The 16,874-nt window shown below is 70.8% G+C and carries 13 protein-coding genes, 1 tRNA gene and 1 pseudogene; 5 read left to right on the top strand and 10 right to left on the bottom strand.

The features are described 5' to 3' along the window. Nucleotides 1-41 precede the first annotated feature (41 nt). Nucleotides 42-563, top strand: a complete 522-nt coding sequence (locus AC4IHM_RS17725) for a DUF4232 domain-containing protein (RefSeq protein ID WP_490867995.1) — start codon at nucleotides 42-44, stop codon at nucleotides 561-563. Nucleotides 564-637: 74 nt separating this feature from the next. Here AC4IHM_RS17725 and AC4IHM_RS17720 read toward each other — a convergent pair whose 3' ends face one another. Then, a complete protein-coding gene (locus tag AC4IHM_RS17720; protein ID WP_490867994.1) occupies nucleotides 638-1,102 on the bottom strand; it encodes a hypothetical protein in 465 nt (154 codons plus the stop codon). A gap of 228 nt (nucleotides 1,103-1,330) precedes the next feature. Between AC4IHM_RS17720 and AC4IHM_RS17715 the strand changes: the two genes are divergently transcribed. After that, nucleotides 1,331-2,947, top strand: coding sequence for a translation initiation factor 2 (locus AC4IHM_RS17715; RefSeq protein ID WP_490867993.1), 1,617 nt, complete (start codon nucleotides 1,331-1,333; stop codon nucleotides 2,945-2,947). Between the two features lie 23 nt (nucleotides 2,948-2,970). Here AC4IHM_RS17715 and AC4IHM_RS17710 read toward each other — a convergent pair whose 3' ends face one another. Next, on the bottom strand, nucleotides 2,971-4,887 hold the full coding sequence (locus tag AC4IHM_RS17710) for a tetratricopeptide repeat protein (RefSeq protein ID WP_490867992.1): 1,917 nt from the start codon (nucleotides 4,885-4,887) through the stop codon (nucleotides 2,971-2,973). 621 nt (nucleotides 4,888-5,508) lie between these two features. On the opposite strand from AC4IHM_RS17710, the gene AC4IHM_RS17705 reads away from it, so the two are divergent. Beyond that, nucleotides 5,509-6,054 (top strand): GNAT family N-acetyltransferase, encoded by a 546-nt coding sequence (locus AC4IHM_RS17705; protein ID WP_490867991.1) that lies wholly within the window; start codon nucleotides 5,509-5,511, stop codon nucleotides 6,052-6,054. Nucleotides 6,055-6,103: 49 nt separating this feature from the next. Here AC4IHM_RS17705 and alaS read toward each other — a convergent pair. The 6 genes and pseudogenes from alaS to AC4IHM_RS17675 form a co-directional block, all read right to left on the bottom strand. Next, nucleotides 6,104-8,759, bottom strand: a pseudogene (gene alaS, locus AC4IHM_RS17700) (alanine--tRNA ligase). Between the two features lie 242 nt (nucleotides 8,760-9,001). Beyond that, nucleotides 9,002-9,655: an HAD family hydrolase gene (locus AC4IHM_RS17695; RefSeq protein ID WP_490867990.1), complete on the bottom strand. Its 654-nt coding sequence runs from the start codon at nucleotides 9,653-9,655 to the stop codon at nucleotides 9,002-9,004. Beyond that, nucleotides 9,652-10,206 carry an orotate phosphoribosyltransferase gene (locus AC4IHM_RS17690; RefSeq protein WP_490867989.1) on the bottom strand — a complete coding sequence of 185 codons (555 nt, stop codon included), beginning with the start codon at nucleotides 10,204-10,206 and terminating at the stop codon, nucleotides 9,652-9,654. The genes AC4IHM_RS17695 and AC4IHM_RS17690 overlap by 4 nt, the downstream gene beginning before the upstream one ends. Beyond that, a complete protein-coding gene (locus tag AC4IHM_RS17685; RefSeq protein ID WP_490867988.1) occupies nucleotides 10,203-10,793 on the bottom strand; it encodes an SLOG cluster 4 domain-containing protein in 591 nt (196 codons plus the stop codon). The genes AC4IHM_RS17690 and AC4IHM_RS17685 overlap by 4 nt, the downstream gene beginning before the upstream one ends. Continuing rightward, nucleotides 10,790-11,545: a nucleotidyltransferase domain-containing protein gene (locus AC4IHM_RS17680; RefSeq protein ID WP_490867987.1), complete on the bottom strand. Its 756-nt coding sequence runs from the start codon at nucleotides 11,543-11,545 to the stop codon at nucleotides 10,790-10,792. Before AC4IHM_RS17680 ends, AC4IHM_RS17685 begins: the two co-directional genes overlap by 4 nt. A gap of 159 nt (nucleotides 11,546-11,704) precedes the next feature. Continuing rightward, complete coding sequence (locus AC4IHM_RS17675) at nucleotides 11,705-12,535, bottom strand: aspartyl/asparaginyl beta-hydroxylase domain-containing protein (protein WP_490867986.1); 831 nt, start codon at nucleotides 12,533-12,535, stop codon at nucleotides 11,705-11,707. Nucleotides 12,536-12,904: 369 nt separating this feature from the next. Between AC4IHM_RS17675 and AC4IHM_RS17670 the strand changes: the two genes are divergently transcribed. Further along, nucleotides 12,905-14,341: an NsdA family TPR-like regulatory protein gene (locus tag AC4IHM_RS17670; protein ID WP_490867985.1), complete on the top strand. Its 1,437-nt coding sequence runs from the start codon at nucleotides 12,905-12,907 to the stop codon at nucleotides 14,339-14,341. Nucleotides 14,342-14,364: 23 nt separating this feature from the next. Then, complete coding sequence (locus tag AC4IHM_RS17665; RefSeq protein WP_490867984.1) at nucleotides 14,365-14,979, top strand: GNAT family N-acetyltransferase; 615 nt, start codon at nucleotides 14,365-14,367, stop codon at nucleotides 14,977-14,979. Between the two features lie 142 nt (nucleotides 14,980-15,121). Here the strand turns inward: AC4IHM_RS17665 and AC4IHM_RS17660 are convergent. Beyond that, nucleotides 15,122-15,194: transfer RNA gene (locus AC4IHM_RS17660), tRNA-Lys, on the bottom strand. 119 nt (nucleotides 15,195-15,313) lie between these two features. After that, complete coding sequence (locus tag AC4IHM_RS17655) at nucleotides 15,314-16,849, bottom strand: amino acid permease (RefSeq protein WP_490867983.1); 1,536 nt, start codon at nucleotides 16,847-16,849, stop codon at nucleotides 15,314-15,316. Nucleotides 16,850-16,874: the final 25 nt, after the last annotated feature.

Here is a 16,874-nt window from a genome sequence, read left to right as displayed (position 1 = left end):
AGGAGCACAAGGAGCACAAGGAGCACAAGAGAGGAGGAGATATGACCGTCTCGCGTACCGCCATCGCCGTCACCGCGGCCCTCTCGCTCGCCGGGCTGGGCACCACGGCCGCCGTCGCGGCCGACGCCCGGCAGGCGACCCAGGAGTGCCGGCCCGGCACCCTGAAGGCGACCACGGTCGACATCGGTGACAGCCAGGAGGAGATGAACCACGAGGGCACCTACCTCAAGGTGACCAACTCCGGTGACACCACCTGCGTGTTGTCCGGCTACGCGGGTCTCGCGCTGGAAGGCGCCGGGCACACGGCGCCGGCGACCGACGCCGACCACGGCGACACCTACTTCGCCCAGGACCCCGGCGTGCGCCCGGTCACCCTGGAGGCCGGCGACTCGGCGTACGCCGATCTCCAGCGGACCCACACCGGCGCGGACAGCGCCGACGCGCACTACCTCCAGATCTCGCCCACCGGCAGCAACTCCCACAGCACGGTGCCCTTCGCGAAGCGGGTCGACAACAGCACGCTCACCGTGACCGCCTGGAGCGACACCCCGCCGACCGCCTGACACACCTGACCTAAGCCCTGCCGGATGGTTCCGGACGCCACTTCGGCGTCCGGAAGGCGCAGATGGGCCGCGCTTCACGAAGGAGGTCGATCAGCCACTGCCCGCTGTGCCGCTGCGACGAAGGCCGTCCTCGCCTCCTGCAACTGATCCAGCGCCTTGTGGCGCACCAGGCTGTCCATGAACCCACGTGCGGCGGCCACCACTTCATCCGGCCCTTCAAGGACGACACCGGCGTAGGCACGCTGCAGAACCAGTTCTTCGTCGCCGTTGCCCCGGCCGCTCCGCTCGGCGAGGATCCTCGTTTCCACGGCGCAGAGGAACTCGCCGTAGACCTGACGCCGGAGCACGAGCGCACGTTGGCCGTCGGCGCCCTGGAGTGTCATCCGGACGGACTCCAGCAGCGCTTCCGCCTGCCGGTCGGCCGCGTCACGGGCAGCCTGGGCCTGGCGTTGGCCAGCGCCCCTGCTGTACCAGCCCGTGACAACACTGCCCACGATCGCCGCGCCCGCGGCCAACAGCGCGATACCCCATTCACCCATGCGCCCATCCTCGGGCCATCGAGCCGCACCGCGCACTGTTCCGGCCACGTACGCGTCACCCGTGGACAACACCAGCAACACCCTGGCCAGTACGATCAGAACATGCCTCACGAGGACGCCGAGAAGGCATTCCAACTTGCGCAGTCCGCACGTGTGGGCGCGCAGTCTCGGCTGGAGGCGACGGGTGACAGGCGACAGGCGACAGTGCTGCTTGCCGCCCGTTCGACAGTGGCTCTGTACCGCCTGCTGGACGCGCTCCCCGCCCTCTCCGGTGACGACCGGATCACTCGGTTCTTCACCCTCGTACCCGGCTCCGACTTCGGCGTCGACGTGTTCTCCGCCATCGAGGGTGTCGGTGGGACGCTGGTGCCCTGGGACGAGGCGTGCAGCCGTTCGTACGACCTGGTCCTCTCGGCCAGCCCGAAGGGTGACCTGCGCCTGCTCCGTGGCCGGCACGTGTTGCTGCCGCACGGCGCCGGGTACAACAAGTCGATTCCCGGGGAGTACTCGGATTCTGCATCCGGGCTCGCCCCGGTACTCCTGCGCGGCGAGGGCGAAGGCAGCTCAGCCGTCACGCTCCATGCGGTTGCCCACCCCGACCAGGTGGCGCGAATAGCCGCCGTCGCCCCCCGGGCCGCCGAGCGGGCCAAGGTCGTCGGAGACCCGACGCTGGAACGCATTCTCGCCTCGCGTCCGCTGCGTGAGCGCTACCGTGCCGCCCTGGGAACGGGATCGCGCAGACTCCTGGTGCTGGCCTCGACCTGGGGCCCGGAGTCGCTGCTCGCACGTCGGCCCGACCTTCCCGCGGAATTGGCCGCCCGGCTCTCGTACGACACGCACCAACTGGCGTTGGTGGTACACCCCAACGAGCACAGTCGGCTGGGCACCTACGAGCTGGCCGAGCGGCTCGCCCCGGCCCTCGACGCCGGCATGGTCCTGGTACGACCGCACGAGGAGTGGGCATCCGTCCTGATCGCCGGCGACGCGCTGGTCACCGACCACGGTTCCACGGCTCTGTACTACTGCGCCGCGCAGGACCGGCCCGTCGTGAATGCCTATGAGGGCGGAGCCGAACTGATCCCGGGCACTCCCATGGACCGGCTCCTGGAGCGTGTTCCGCGGTTGGCTTCCGCCGACTCTCTGGAACAGGCCCTTCTCGGCTACCGGCCGGGAACGGCCGAGGAGGTTGCCCAGGCCGCGTTCGCCCACCGTGGCAGGGCACTCAACCTGCTACGCGCCGAGCTGTACGACCTGCTCGGCATGGAGCCTCCCGCCCCTGACCGTCCGCCCCGCCTCCTCCCCCAGCCGCACGCCGCCCAACGGGTGCCGACGGCTTTCGACGTGGACGCCGACACGAGCGGCCAGGGCATCCGCGTCGTTCGGCGTCCAGTGGGGATCGGCCCACCCGGCCACCACCTCGCTGCGGAGCACGGGGCCGCGGGCCAGGCGTTCATCCACTCCGCGGGACTGCTGTACCGGCGTCCGCTCGCCGTCCCGGCAGGCCAGTCCGGCCTCTCCTGGACGTCGGACGGCTGGATGCGCCACGCGCTGTCCGCGTACCCGGGCTGCCGCTCGGCCGCTGCCGTCCTGACCTCGGGCCTGTTGCTGTTCAGAACGCGTGGCCACCCCGACGCGTACGCCGTCAAGGTCCGGTCCCGAGACGAAGGCGGCCAGGTGACGCGCATCGACCCGGCCGCGGCAGCGTCGGCGGTGCATGCCTGGCTGCTGCACCGGTCCCCGGCCGCCACCGCCGCACCGAGCGAGCTGAGCTGCCTCATCGGCGACCGCGCCTACGCCCTCGTGATGCGCCACGCCACCGCCGACGAGGCGGCGGAAGTCTTCTGACTCCAGACACACCGTGGCAGACGCTAGGCGTCCAAGCCGCTGAGACGCCTGATGTCAGCGGCCGCCATACGGTGCTCCGCCGACTCGGCGGTCCGTCCCTCGATCTGGCACAGCTCGGCCAGCGCGTCATGGATCCGGGCCTCGTCGAACCCGGAGCGGCGGCGACGCGCGGCGCGCAGGGACTCCTCGTACAACGGGCGGGCCTCCGCCGGCCGGCCCAGGCGGCACAGTACGCCGGCGAGCGCGAAGCCGGTGCGGCGGCCCATCCTCTCGCGCTCCTGTGCCACGGCCATGTCGTGTGCCTCGGCGAGCAGTTCGCGGGCCGCTTCCAGCTCACCCCGCTTCGACCGTGCCTGTCCCAGCCGGTAGGTCAGGAGCATGATGCCGTAGGGGTTGGGGATCTCGACGTGCATGTGCAGGGACCTGGCGAACTCGGCGGCCGCGGTGCCCCATTCGTCCCGGGCTCCGGCAAGCATGCCGCGGAACTCCACAAGTGAGGCGGCGACCTTGCGGTCGCGTTCGTCGTCCGCCAGCAGCCCAAGCACTGCTCCCGCGTCGTCGAGTTGAGTCCCCGCCTCGTCCAGCAGGCCGGCTTCCCACAGATGCCGGGCGAGTTGGCAGCGCGTACGCACCAGCCAGGCGGCGCGGGCACCGTCACGGACCGCGGAGTCGACGGCGAGCCGCAGGGCCCCGATGACGTTGGCCTGGTGCGGGTGGTCCAGCGCGTACGTCCACACCGGCTCGGAGAGCGCCACCACCTCGGCGTCCATCTCCCGCTCGTGGGCCAGCCTCAGCGAGGCGAACAGCACGTGGCGCTCGTCGTACAGCCAGGCGGAGGCGCGGTCGGTGCGCTCCGTCTTCTCCGTGTCGTTCGACGCCTCTTGCGGGTCCTCCAGGAGAGCGTCCGGCGCACTGTCCACCGCGGGAAATGCGTCACCGACGACGAGGCGGGGACCGGCGGCAAACCGGTCGGCACGCTGGAACTGCCTGACCAGCCACCGGAGCAGCCGCACAAGGCCCTCTTGTGCCTCCTGCGGCCGGGCGTCCTGACGCGACCGGCGCAACGCGTGCGCCCGCAGCGGGCCGGGCAGCCGCATCCGGCCGTTCGCCGAGGTCAGCACTTCGCTCAGGTCCAGCAGTCCGACCCGGTCCAGCTCCTCAAGTGCCGCTTCGCACGCCTCCGGTCCCAGTCCGAGCAACGCGGTGGCGGAGTCCAACGTGAACGTGGTGGAGGGGTGGTGCGGCAGCAACCGGTAGGCCAGGGCGGCGGTGGGGGACAGGCCTTCGTACATGGTGTCCAAGAACTGGTCCACGCCGGGCACTCCGTTCTCCGCCCAGTCGTCCCTCAGCCGCGACACCAGGCGGGACAGGGGGCGCAAGCGATGTTCGCGCACCCACCCGGCGGCGACGTGAAGCGCCGCCGGGTGTCCTTCGCACAGGCGGACCAGTGCCCTGACGGACTCGGGGTCGGCTGTCAGTCGCGGATCGCGGACGACCAGTTCCAGCAGTTCGGTGGCTGCCCACTCCTTCAGCGGTGGCAGGGCGAGCCCCAGCGCGGCTCCGTCCTCCAGGTCGCGCAGCGGTGTGTGACTGGTGACGATCACGACGCTGTCACCGGACGCCGGCAGCAGCGGGACGATCTCCGAGGCGTACCGCGCGTTGTCCACGATGAGGATCAGCCGCGCGTTGTTCGTCCTGCTCCAGTACTGCTTGCATCTGGCCTCAAGGTCCTGCGAGACGAAGCCCGGCTCACCCGTGAGCGACACGAGGAGTTCCGTCAGCACGTTCCCGGGGTCCGCCCCGCTGCCCAGCCGGAAATCGTCCAGATCCACGGACAGGATCCCGTCGGGGTAGCCGTACTCGTCCCGCAGGACGCGGGCGAGCAGCCGGGCCAGTTCGGTCTTGCCGATGCCTCGCGGTCCGCTGAGCGTCACGAGCATCGGCCGCGACCGCTCCGTCCACTCTCTTCGCGCACGCAGCACATGCTCTCGTTGTTCCTCGCGGTCGACGAAGCACGCCGGCTCAGGAGGAAGCTGCACTCTCACGGCGCGTCCCAGCCCTTCACGTCATGGCACCGGTCGCCCGCAGGCACGACCGGACAAAGCGTTCCCAAGCCGTGTCGGGCTCGGACCTTGCAGGTAACACCTCAGCCTAGAGCTGTAGTTGGTGGCCCTCTGCTTGATCTCTCATGAATGGCCGAGATACTCCAGTCACCTCGGACGCGTCAAGCCTATGGACGAGGCCGCACTCTGTCAGAGGGATCGACGAACCAATCCATACCGGCGGCTTGGCGCTGACTCGCCTTGCAGGTTCCGTTGGGACAGGTTCCTTGACCTCGATGAGTTCCAGGCGGGCCAACTTCTTGAAGCCTCGCTCTGTCATGTCCGCCGACCACCGCACCAGTCCGGAGTCCGCTCGGGTGGCAGCGCGGAGATCGGCGAGACAGGGCAGACCGAGTGGAACCATGGCAAGCGCCGCCGCGCGCTCTGTCGTTGTGCCGGCGGTCCGGCAGGCGGCATGTCCTTCTCCGGCCGATACTTGATCGGGTGGATGGATCACCAGTGGTCAGGACCGTGCGGCTTGGCACCGGCGAACCGGTCGAGGTTCGGCCGTTCGCCGAGGGTGACTCGGTCGCACGGCTGACGCGTCTGCTTCACCGGGCCTATTCCGGTCACGCTGCCGAAGGCCGAACCTTCTTCGCCTCGTATCAGTCCGTGGAGGACACCGCCTACAGGTTGGGCGGGGGCGAGTGCTGGCTGGCTCTGGGGGCGGGTGAGCTGGTGGGCACCGTGACGGTGGCGGCTCCGCATGAGGTTCCGGAGGGGTATCCGGCTCCGGCGGAGTCCGGGTCGTTCTGGCAGTTGGCTGTGGATCCTTCGGCCCGAGGAACGGGCCTCGGCCGGCGGCTGCTGACCTTGGCGGAGGAGCGTGTCGCCGCGCTCGGACCCTCGCGGGTAGTGATCGACACGTCGACCGAGGCGGTCGACCTGGTCGGCTGGTACCGCAGGCGCGGTTACGTGCCGGTCGGGTCCTGGCGGTGGGACGTGACGAACTACGAGAGCGTGGTTCTCCTGAAAGAACTGGCACCACGCGGACCAGATCTGTGACACGGACTGCCGGTGCCACTCACCGTGGCACCGGCAACCCGGCGGGCTGCTACCGGCCGAGGGCGCGGGCGGCATCCTGGGCGGCGATCGTGAGGGCCTCGTCGAGGGCCCCGGTGCGGCGTCCGCCGGCGCTGGCGACGGGGCCCTTGCCGCCGGCTCCGCCGCCGACGGCGCGGGCGGCCGGGATGAGGATGCGGCCGGCGTCGACACCGGTGTCGTGCAGGCTGCCGGTGACCGCGGCGGCCAGGAGGGCCTTGCCCTGGTGTTCGGTGCCGAGGACGACGACAGCGTGGCCGGCGTCCAGGAGATCGGCGGTGCGGCGGGCCAGCGTGCGGAGTTCGTCCGGGCCGATGCCGGTCACCTTCCCGGTGACGATCCGGCCGCCGGCAACAGCGCGGGCCGAGTCGGCGAACTGCTGGGCGCGGTCCCGCAGCTCGGCCTCGCGGAGGCGGCCGAGTTCCCGCTCGGCGCAGGCGAGGGAGTCGAGGCGCTTGCGGAGGGCGTCGGGGGCGTCCTGGGGGCGGGTGCCGAGGAGGGTGGAGAGTTCGTCGAGGAGGCGGCGCTCGGTGTCGTAGTAGTTCAGGGCGTCACGGCCGGTGAGGGCTTCGATGCGGCGGAGGTTGGAGCCGATGGAGGCTTCGCCGACGATGCGGACGGGGCCGGCGTTGGAGCCGTGGCCGATGTGGGTGCCGCCGCACAGTTCGCGGGAGAAGTCGCCGATGTCGACAACGCGCACGTGGTCGCCGTACTTCTCGCCGAACAGGGCGGTCGCGCCGGCAGCCTCGGCCTCGGCGCGCGAGGCATGCCAGACGCGTACCTCGGGGTCGGCGAGGAGACTGTCGTTGACGAGGGTCTCGATGGCGGCGAGCCGGGTGCGGTCGACGGCGGAGAAGTGGGCGAAGTCGAAGCGGAGGCGGCCGGCGTCGACGAGGGAACCGTGCTGGCGGGCGTGGTCGCCGAGCGTGCGGCGGAGCATGGCGTGCAGGACGTGGGTGGCGGAGTGGGAGCGGGCGACCGCTTCCCGACGGGTGCCGTCCACAAGGGCTTCGGCCTGATCACCAGCCCTGATCTCGCCTTCGGCGACGCGGACGGTGTGGACGTGGAAGCCCTCCAGGCCGGGCTTGGTGTCCAGGACCTCAAGGAGGGTGCCGTCGGCGGTCCGGATGGTGCCGGTGTCGCCGACCTGGCCGCCGGACTCGGCGTAGAACGGGCTGCGGTCCAGGACCAGTTCGAGGGTGCTGCCCTGGTTGGCGCCGGGCACGGCGGTGCCGTCGGAGAAGAGACCGAGGACGGTGGCCTCGATGTCGAGGCGGTCGTGGCCGACGAAGTCGGTACGGCCGTGGCGGGCGGCCAGTTCGCGGTAGGCGTCCTGACGGCGGAGCGTCTCGGCGGTCTTGGCCTTGCCGCCCGCCTTGGCACGCCTCCGCTGTTCGGCGAACAGGTCGGCGAAGCGGTCCTCGTCGACGGTCAGGCCGGCGTCGCGGGCGGCTTCGACGGTCAGCTCCACGGGGAAGCCGAAGGTGTCGTGCAGCTCGAAGGCGGTCTCACCGGCCAGGAACGTGGACCGGCTCTCGCGGCTGCGGGTGATGGCGGCGGTCAGCAGCCGGGTGCCCTGGGCGAGGGTGCGGGTGAAGGACTCCTCTTCGGCGGTGACGACCTGCTCGACGAGGGCCGCCTGGGCGGTCAGCTCGGGCCACACGCCTCCCAGGTTGGCGATGACGCTGGCGGTCGTCGGGGCGAGGACGGCTTGGTCGATGCCGAGGAGGCGGGCGTGGCGGATCGCGCGGCGCATCAGGCGGCGCAGGACGTAGCCGCGCCCGTCCTTGGCCGGCAGGACTCCGTCGGCGATCAGGTAGGCGATCGAGCGGGCGTGCTCGGCGACCACCTGGAAGGAGACCTTCTCCTCGCCGCTGCCGGGGTAGTCGCGGCCGGCGCGTTCCTGGACGGTCATGAGGGTGGGTCGGAGAAGGTCGGTGCCGCAGACGTTCTCGAACGTCCTGGAGGATCGCGGCGAGGCGGTCGAGGCCGAGGCCGGTGTCGATGCTCTGCTGGGCGAGGTCCCCGAGGATCGGGAAGCCGCCCTTCTTGTCGCCGTCGCCGCGCTGGTACTGCATGAAGACGAGGTTCCAGATCTCCACGTACCGTTCGCCGTCGACGGCCGGTCCGCCCTCGCGCCCGAAGGCGGGCCCCCGGTCGTAGTTGACCTCCGAGCAGGGACCGCAGGGTCCGGGGACGCCCATGGACCAGAAGTTGTCCTCCATGCCCAGGCGCTGGATGCGGTCGGCGGGTACGCCGATCTTGCGCCAGAGTTGCTCGGCCTCGTCGTCGTCCTGGTAGACGGTGATCCAGAGGCGGTCCTTCTCCAGGTTGTAGCCCTTGGTGAGGAGTTCCCAGGCGTAGGCGATGGCGTCGGCCTTGAAGTAGTCGCCGAAGGAGAAGTTGCCCATCATCTCGAAGAACGTGGCGTGCCGGTTCGTACGGCCGACGTTGTCGATGTCGGAGGTGCGGGCGCACTTCTGGATGGTGGTGGCGCGCGGGAACTGCGGAGCGGCCTCGCCCAGGAAGTACGGCTTGAACTGGTTCATGCCGGCGTTGGTGAGCAGCAGGGTCGGATCGGAGGGGACGAGCGGGCTGGACGGGACCTGGCGGTGGCCGCGCGAGGTGAAGAAGTCCAGGAAGGTGGAACGGATCTGCGTCGAGCGCATGGTGGTGTGGCCCTCACGGAAGAGTCGTGGAGAGATGGGGGTCGATCACACGCCGAGCCGGGCCGAGAACAGGGACTGAGGGGTTCTCAGTTCTCCAGCTCGACGCAGATAGCTCGCGCCCCCGCGGTGTAGACCATGACTCCAGAGCCGTCGCTTGAGGTGGCGCAGCCGACACCGGACGCAAGGTTCCGCCGCGACTGCGCCACCTACCGTAGCGGTCCTGGAGTCGAGGTCGCTTGGCTTTATGTGCCCCGTCGCCCCGTGCGCGTCAGGGAGAGGAGCGTCCCGGCGAGGTCTTCGGCGTCGGGGAGCACGACGACGGCTCCGGCCCGGGTGAGCGTGGAGGGGGTGGAGAACCCCCAGCCAGAGCCGATCGGTGCCACGCCCGCCGCTCGGGCCGCGTGCATGTCGGACTCCATGTCACCGACGAACACGGCGGCGCCGGGCGACACATCGGGCTTGTCGAGGGCGAGCAGGAGGCCGTCCGGCGCGGGCTTCGGCGCCGTGTCCTCGTAGCAGACGACGACGTCGATCAGGCCGAGGACGGCGGGCGGCAGGAGCCGGTGGACCCGCTGACGGCTTCGCAGGGTCACGATGCCGGTGGCGACGCCGGCGGCGCGGAGCACGCAGAGCGTGTCGGCGACGAACGGGAACACCTCGGCGGCGAGGGTGGCGGTGGCCGCCGGCGTGTCCCAGCCGTCCTGACTGATCACTCCGGTGTGTCCGAGTTCGGCGAGTACGTGTTCGCGTGGCCTGGTCGCGGCCCGGGTCGGCAGGTCGGCGACGGTGACGCGTCGGCCGAGGGCGGAGGTCGCGAAGCCTGCCAGGGCGGCGAGTTGGGCGTGGCGGCTGTCGACGAGGACGCCGTCAAGGTCGAACAGCACGGCCCGTTTCACGTGAAACCACCCTTTGGGGACGCTTCTGGCAGGTCGGCCTCGGCGAGCAGGGCGTGGAGGGCGACGTTGTGTCCGGCCAGCAGCGTTCGCCCGCCGAGCGGGCGCTCGATGACACACAGCGCGCCGCTGACCGGGGCACCCGCGATCCGCAGGACGCGGGCCATGGCGAGCAGTTGTCCGCCGGAGCGCACCACGTCGTCGACGAGGACGGTTCGACGGCCGGTGAAGGCGGCGCCCTCGATCTGTCGGCGGGAGCCGTACCCCTTCGGACGGCGGCGCAGGAAGACGGCGGGCAGGCCGGTGGCGGCGGACAGGGCGACGACGAGGGGGACGCCGCCGAGTTCGACGCCGGCGAGGAGCTGCGCGTCTTCGGGGACGAGGGCGGTCATGGCGGCGGCGATGTCGCGCAGCAGCTCGGGGTAGGCGGCCAAACGGTACTCGTCGAAGTAGCGATCAAGCCTCGTGCCGTCGGCGAGGAGGAAGGGGGCGGTGACGAGGGCGGTCTCAGCGAGCCGGACGGTGAGGTCGGGCAGGCGCGTGCTGGTGGTCATGCTTCTCCGATCGGTGCCGTCTCGGACGTGTCGAGCATGTCGAGAGCGGCGAGGCGGACGCGGAAGGCGTCTCCGGACTCGGCGGTGCCGAGGAAGCCGAAGGGCCGCCCCGGGGTCTCGTACAACCACTTCTCTGCACGCAGGAAGGCGAGCAGTCGCCGTGCGCAGGCCCCGGCGAGGAAGATCGGTACGGGCCGGACGGTGGTCGCGTAGTACACGGCGGCGGCCAGCTCGTGGAGGGTGCCGACGCCTCCGCCCATGGCGACGACGAGGTCGGCGTGGTCCAGGTAGTGGTTGAGCCGGGCCCCGAGGTCGGGCAGGTGCACGGCCGTGGAGACATGTGGGTTGAACGCGCCCCATTCGTCGTGCTTGCCGATCAGGGTCACCGCGGTGATCAGGGCGCCTTGGGACGAGGCGCCGCGCGCAGCGGCTTCCATCAGGCCGTTGTAGCCGCCGTGCAGGAGCTGGTAGCCCGCTTTCGCCAGAGTCCGACCGATCTCCTCGGCCAGCCTCTCCTCCTCGTCGGAGGCGGGGCGGACCCCGCCGAAGAAGACGGCGGTCGGGCCCGCGAAGTGGAGCGCGTTCACATCAGCTCCAGGTAGGTGCGGTACGCGGCGATGGCGTTCTCCAGGCCGCGCAGGGCTTCGGGGCAGGCCCGCTCGACGAGGGCGAGCGTCCGCTCGACGGCCGCGTCGACATCGGCGGCGAGGGGGACGGCCGGTGCGCCGATCGCCGCATCCAGGTCGCCGAGGCAGGCCCGGCCGATCGGGGTGACGGCGATCTCCTCGCGCAACTGGTACCAGCCCCAGAACCGCGAGGTGGGGGCCAAAGCGGCCTTGACCAGGTCCTTCGTCGCGGTGTGGAGGCGGTGCCACTCGGAGTACGCGACGAACCGCTGGCCGCGCATGAGGCGCTTGTGCAGCAGGACTGCCAGGACCAAGTGCTCGATGAGCAGCTCGGTGCAGGTACGGGGCCGGGCGAGGAACTCGGCCGCGAAGCGCGCTGCCACCGTCCTCTCGGTGGGAGTGGCAGGTGGCGGCTCACGGTCGAGGAGTAAGGCCGTGGACACCGCCGACCGCAGTCCCGGGACGCGCGATGCGGGCACGAGGTACATGTCGATCTGGTGCAGGCGCCCGTCGTCTGGTACGAGGAAGACCATGCCCATTCCGCCGAGGTCAGGGACGATCGTGTCGCGCCAGCCGGGCAGCAGGGCGCCGGCCTCGATGGACATCAGGTCGTCCAGGGCCTCGACGAACGAGGGCAGGTCGGCGTCCCGGACGCCGACCACGAAGTCGAACGTCCGAGAGACGGTCGGCGGTGCCGTGGGCCAGCGATCCACGCACCATCAGATGCGTGACGGCCGGGGAAGCGGACAGGATCTCGGCGAGCCGGGAAAGCAGCGGGAGCTGAGTCAGGCGGTTGGCGTACGTGAGTGCGGCCAGTTGCAGGGTTGGCATAGGAGTCCTTCGTTCGGATTCGGCTTGCGGGGGCCAGGAGGTCAGGCCGTGAGGGCGAGGAGGCGGCGCTTGGCAGTCGTCCAGCGCGTGACGGCCGCCTCGTCGCCGAGGAAGGTGTGGAGTTCGGCGATCAGGTCGTAGACCGTGCCCTCGGGCAGCGCGTACTTGTAGAAGAGGCGCAACAACATCCGCTCGGCCGCGTCGGGGTAGCCGAGGCCGGCCATGCCGCGGGCGGCCTGGAGCCGCTCGGCGAGCACCGACGGGTCGGCGGTGGGCAGCGCCTCCGCGCCGACCGGGGCGAGCGAGGGACGCCGGGCCAGGCGCTGATAGGCGTCGTCGGCGTACACGTCGGCGATCAGGTGGATCCGGTCCGGTCCGAGCAGGTTGCACACCCCGTGGGCGTACGTCGGTGTCAGCCGCCAGATCCGCCCGCCGGTCATGTGGACCTTCGTGCCGCCGGTGACGAGGAACGCTGACGTGTTGGTCTGCAGGGGGATGTGCAGCCGGTGCCGCTCGACCTGGTCGAGCTCGTCGTAGCCGCGGTGCTCCCACAGGAAGGCGTTGGGCTCCAGCCGGGCGAGCCGTACCCACATGTGGTTCAGTCCCAGTTCGGCCAGGAGGGCGGCCGTGGCCGGCATCTGCGACAGCAGGTCGGTCGGCCGGGCGGCGCAGTCGCCGATCGTCACGTCGGCGGCATCGCCGGAGGCGTTCATCAGCGAGGTGGTCCACCAGCCCCCGGACTGGTAGGCGCTGTACTCCTCCCTCCATGGGGCGCGGGCCGTCAGGGCCTCGTGGCGCATCCGCTCCAGCTGAGCGGGGTCGACGGCGTCGAGCTGGACGATCTGCCCGGCAAGGGCGGTCAGGGTGTCCATCGGTTCCCTCCCGTCACCGGCCCGACGAGAGCGGGGCCAGTGGGTACGCGGTGCTGGATGGGGTGATCGGGCCGCGCCGCGGCTGCCGATCTCACGCTTCGCCACCGGAGATGCACACACGGCGAAGTGGCGTTCAGCATGGGGGAGGGCGGTGCGACATGGATACAACGTCACCGCCGCCATGGGACCGTCCTCGCCGCCGACGTGCGTCGGGCCCGCGCCCGTGCGGCGGCCGGCTCGCGTCATCGTGCGTCAGTACCACCGTCATGGCCGCCGTCATCTCGGCCCCGAAGCCGTCCGAACAGGTCCGCTGCCGATCGGCCGGGGCTATCGTCGGTTGCAGACGAACGGGTACGGAGAGGATCCGCCGTGGCTGAAACTCCCACGCTCTTACGGGTCTTGACGCTCCGGCGGCACTGGCAGGTCTACGAGACCTTCCGCCTCCGGTTCGAAGCGACGGCGAGAACGATCGCCGACGACGAGAACGATGCGCGGCTCCGGGGCCTGTCGGTTTCGAAGCGGCAGTTCGAACGCTGGTACGGCGGCGCGGTGAAGACCCGCCCCTACCCCGACCAGTGCCGGGTGCTGGAGGCCATGTTCGGCGTAGCGGTCGATCTCCTCCTCGCTCCCGCGCCGGCCGCCGCACGGACCGTGCCCGCGGCCGACCCCCCGCTCGTCGCCCCGCCACCAGGGCCAGCCCCCGTCCTCCTCTCCACCGAGCAGGCAGCGGCACTGCCTGCCGACGGCCCTTTCAACAGCGAGCCCCCTCCCTACGCGGGCACCACGGAATGGGAAAGGCAGGTCGCGATGGCGGCTCGTCGTGCGCTTCGGTTCACCGCTGTGGCAGAAGGCAGCGGCATCGGCCCGGAGACCCTCGGCCAGATCCATGACGAAGTGCGGCGCCTCACCGCCGCGTACCCGAGGCTGGCGCTGCCGACGCTGCTCGGCGACCTGGTCGAGGTGCAGGACCTCACCTTCCGGATCCTGGAAAAAGGCCGGGTCAAGCCCCTGCAAGCCCGCGAGCTGTACCTGCTCGCCGGCATCACCTCTGGCATGCTCGCCAAGGCCAGTCACGACCTGGGCAACCCGAGCGCCGCGATGATGCAGGCCCGTACCGCTTACGTGTGCGCCGACAACGCCGACCACCACGCCATGCGCGCCTGGGTCCGTTCCCTGCAGTCGCTCATCTCCTACTGGGCCGGACGCCCCGCCGAGGCGGCCGACTACGCCGTCCTCGGCCAGAACGCCGTCAGAGACGTACGCGGCACGACCAGCGTCTGGCTGGCCTGTCTCTCCGCCCGCGCCCACGCGCTGACCGGCGACGCCGATGCCACTCGTACCGCCATCCAGCAGGCCGAGGACGCCCGCGCGGCCGTCGAGCCTGACGACCTCGACGCCTTCGGCGGCATCATGACCTTCCCGGAGCCCCGGCAGCTCTACTACCTCGCCGAGGCCACCGTGCACCTCGGCGAGGACCCCGTGCTCGGCGAGAGCCGTTCCGAGGCCGCCGTCACCGCCTACCGGAGCGCCTCCGAGGACGAGTGGGCCTTCGGCGACGAGGCCGGCGCGCAGACCGACCTGGCGCTCGCACGCATCGCCCGGGGCGAGATCGAGGGTGCCGTCGAGGCCGTACGGCCCGTGCTCGATCTCCCCGTCGAGCAGCGGAACTTCGGCATCACCAGCAGCGCCCAGCGCGTCCACGCCGCCCTGCACGCCGACGGGCACCGCAGCGGCGGCGCGGCGGCCGGTCTCCGTGAGGAGATCGAGGCCTTCACCGCCACCCCGACCTCCGTCCTCGTCCGATGAACCCGCAGGGAGGCTCCGCGCCCATGACCCCAGTCCACCCGGCCGGCCCCCGCCTGGCCCTGCGCGAAGTCGAACCCGAGGACACGGACGCGCTCCTGGCCATCTACGGCGACCCCGAGGCGACCCGGCACCTCAGCTTCGAACCCCGCACTCCCGAGCAGGTCCAGGCGATCGTCGACCGGTCCATCGCCTCCGCCACGGCCACCCCGAGGACCGAGTACTGCCTCGCCATCACCCGGCGCGGCGAGCACCGGCTGATCGGCTACGCGCGTCTGGCGACTGAGCCTCAGCGGACGGCCACCATCGGCTTCGCCCTGCACCCGGCCGTGTGGGGCAAGGGCCTGGGCACGGAGACCGTCCACCTGCTGTGCGCACTCGGCTTCCAGACGCTCGGCCTCCACCGCCTCTGGGCGGCCCGCTCACCGCTCAACGAGGCGTCCGCGCGGACTCTGCTGCGGGCGGGCATGACCGAGGACGGCAGGATCCACGACCACGTCTTCGTCCGCGGAGCGTGGCGGGACTCGATCACGTACTCGATCCTGGAGCACGAGTGGACCCCGATCGACGACGCCGACACCGAAGGCCGCCCGCCCGTCACCTCGCCCGATGCGGATCGCGGACAAAACATGAGCCGGTGATCACCGAGCGGGCACTCGGCAAGAGCCTGCCGACGGTGTTGCGGCTGCCCGGGAGGGCACCCCAGGAGCGGACGCGAACACGAGGGACGGCCAAACGGACGCGCCCCCAGCTCGAACTGCCTCTGAGCTGGGGGCGGATCGGTAGGCCCTGTGGGACTCGAACCCACAACCAATGGATTAAAAGTCCACTGCTCTGCCAATTGAGCTAAGGGCCCAGGCGTTGTGTCGCACGGTGGTGCGTGATGTTGCCATACCGAGCATAGCCCGACGTGGCCGCAACTCCGATCGGGTATCGGGACACGGCCGCGCCGGGAGGGCGGATGGGCGGTGAGGGTTACGGGTCCACCGGCTCGGGGGTGTTCGCGCGGGCCGCCGCGCGGGCGCGGGTGCGTTCGTGGTCGGGGTTGAGGAACCAGTGCCGGGCCGAGGCCAGCCACCAGGTCGCGGCGAAGCCCAGGACGACCAGCACGGCGACCGGCGCGTAGTTGAAGGTCTCCCAGGTGACCGGGGAGACCTGGGGCAGCATGAACAGGACCGTGATGACGCCGACCCACGCCACCGCCACCACGCCCACCGGCTGCGACCAGCGGCCCAGGTGCCACGGCCCCCGGTCGAAGGCGGCGCCCTTGCGCACGCGCAGCAGGGTCGGGATGACGTACGCGATGTAGAGGCCGATGACCGCGATGGACGTCACCGCCGCGTACGCCGTGTCGTTGATGAGGTAGGGCAGGCCCAGGAGCAGCGCGCCCAGTGCCGCCAGCCAGACCGCCGCGACCGGCGTGCGGGTGTGCGGGTTCACGGAGTGCCAGACGTGGGAGAAGGGCAGCGCGCCGTCCCGGGAGAAGGCGTAGATCATGCGGCTGTTGGCCGTCACCGACGCCATCCCGCAGAACAACTGCGCTCCGATGACGACGAGGAGCAGGAGCTTGCCCGCGGTCGCGCCGAGGGCGTCGAGGAGGATCTGGGCGGGCGGTGCGCCGGTCGGGGACGTCAGGGCGCCCTCGTAGGACTGGATGGCGAAGGTGAAGCCGAGGAGGAGTACGAAGCCGGCTATCCACGAGGTCCAGATGGAGCGGACTATGCCCTTCGGGCCGGCCGTGGACGCGTCGTGCGTCTCCTCGGTCATGTGGGCGGAGGCGTCGTAGCCGGTGAAGGTGTACTGGGCCATCAGCAGGCCGATCAGGACGACGTAGACGCCGCTGCCCCAGCCGGTGTTGTTGACGAACTCCCCGAACACGAAGGACGCCGACTGGTGGTGGTCGGGCGCGAAGGTCAGCGCGCCGACGATGACCGCCACGCCGAGGACGTGCCACCAGACGCTGACACTGTTCAGCAGGCCGACGATGCGGACGCCGAAGGTGTTCAGCAGGCCGTGCAGGACCAGGATCGCGGCGAAGAGCAGCATCGTGCGGCCCGGTGTGACCCCGAAGTCGAACTGGAGGTTCAGGTAGGCGCCCAGGAAGGACGCCGCGCCGAAGTCGATGCCGGCGGTGACCGCGACCTGGCCCAGCACGTTGAACCAGCCCGTGAACCAGGCCCAGGCCGCCGCCGTGCGCGGGGGTGCGAGGCGGTGCGCCCAGAAGTAGAGGCCGGCCGACGTTGGGTACGCCGAGCAGATCTCGGCCATCGCCAGGCCGACGAAGAGGGTCATGAGGCCGACGCCGACCCAGCCCCACGTGATCACGGCGGGGCCGCCCGTGTTCATGCCGAACAGATAGAGGGTCAGGCAGCCGGAGAGGACCGAGATGATGGTGAAGGAGACCGCGTAGTTGGAGAACGCCGACATGCGGCGGGCCAGAACCTGGGTGTAGCCGAGCTGGGCCAGCCGTTCCTCGTCCGAGGGACCGCTCACCTTGGCGTCATCTGTCATGACCCCAGCAATTCCCATGGGGCGG

The sequence above is a fragment of the Streptomyces sp. SL06 genome (assembly GCF_058244745.1).
Note: the sequence above shows the minus strand (reverse complement) of the source record. Positions and strands in the feature narration are given on the sequence as shown.

What these genes read in the sequence shown, in the direction of transcription:
- AC4IHM_RS17725 (WP_490867995.1), top strand. Translation starts at nt 42, where the DNA reads ATGACCGTCTCGCGTACCGCCATCGCCGTCACCGCGGCCCTCTCGCTC.
- AC4IHM_RS17720 (WP_490867994.1), bottom strand. Translation starts at nt 1,102, where the DNA reads ATGGGTGAATGGGGTATCGCGCTGTTGGCCGCGGGCGCGGCGATCGTG.
- AC4IHM_RS17710 (WP_490867992.1), bottom strand. Translation starts at nt 4,887, where the DNA reads ATGCTCGTGACGCTCAGCGGACCGCGAGGCATCGGCAAGACCGAACTG.
- AC4IHM_RS17690 (WP_490867989.1), bottom strand. Translation starts at nt 10,206, where the DNA reads ATGACCACCAGCACGCGCCTGCCCGACCTCACCGTCCGGCTCGCTGAG.
- AC4IHM_RS17675 (WP_490867986.1), bottom strand. Translation starts at nt 12,535, where the DNA reads ATGGACACCCTGACCGCCCTTGCCGGGCAGATCGTCCAGCTCGACGCC.
- AC4IHM_RS17665 (WP_490867984.1), top strand. Translation starts at nt 14,365, where the DNA reads ATGACCCCAGTCCACCCGGCCGGCCCCCGCCTGGCCCTGCGCGAAGTC.
- AC4IHM_RS17655 (WP_490867983.1), bottom strand. Translation starts at nt 16,849, where the DNA reads ATGACAGATGACGCCAAGGTGAGCGGTCCCTCGGACGAGGAACGGCTG.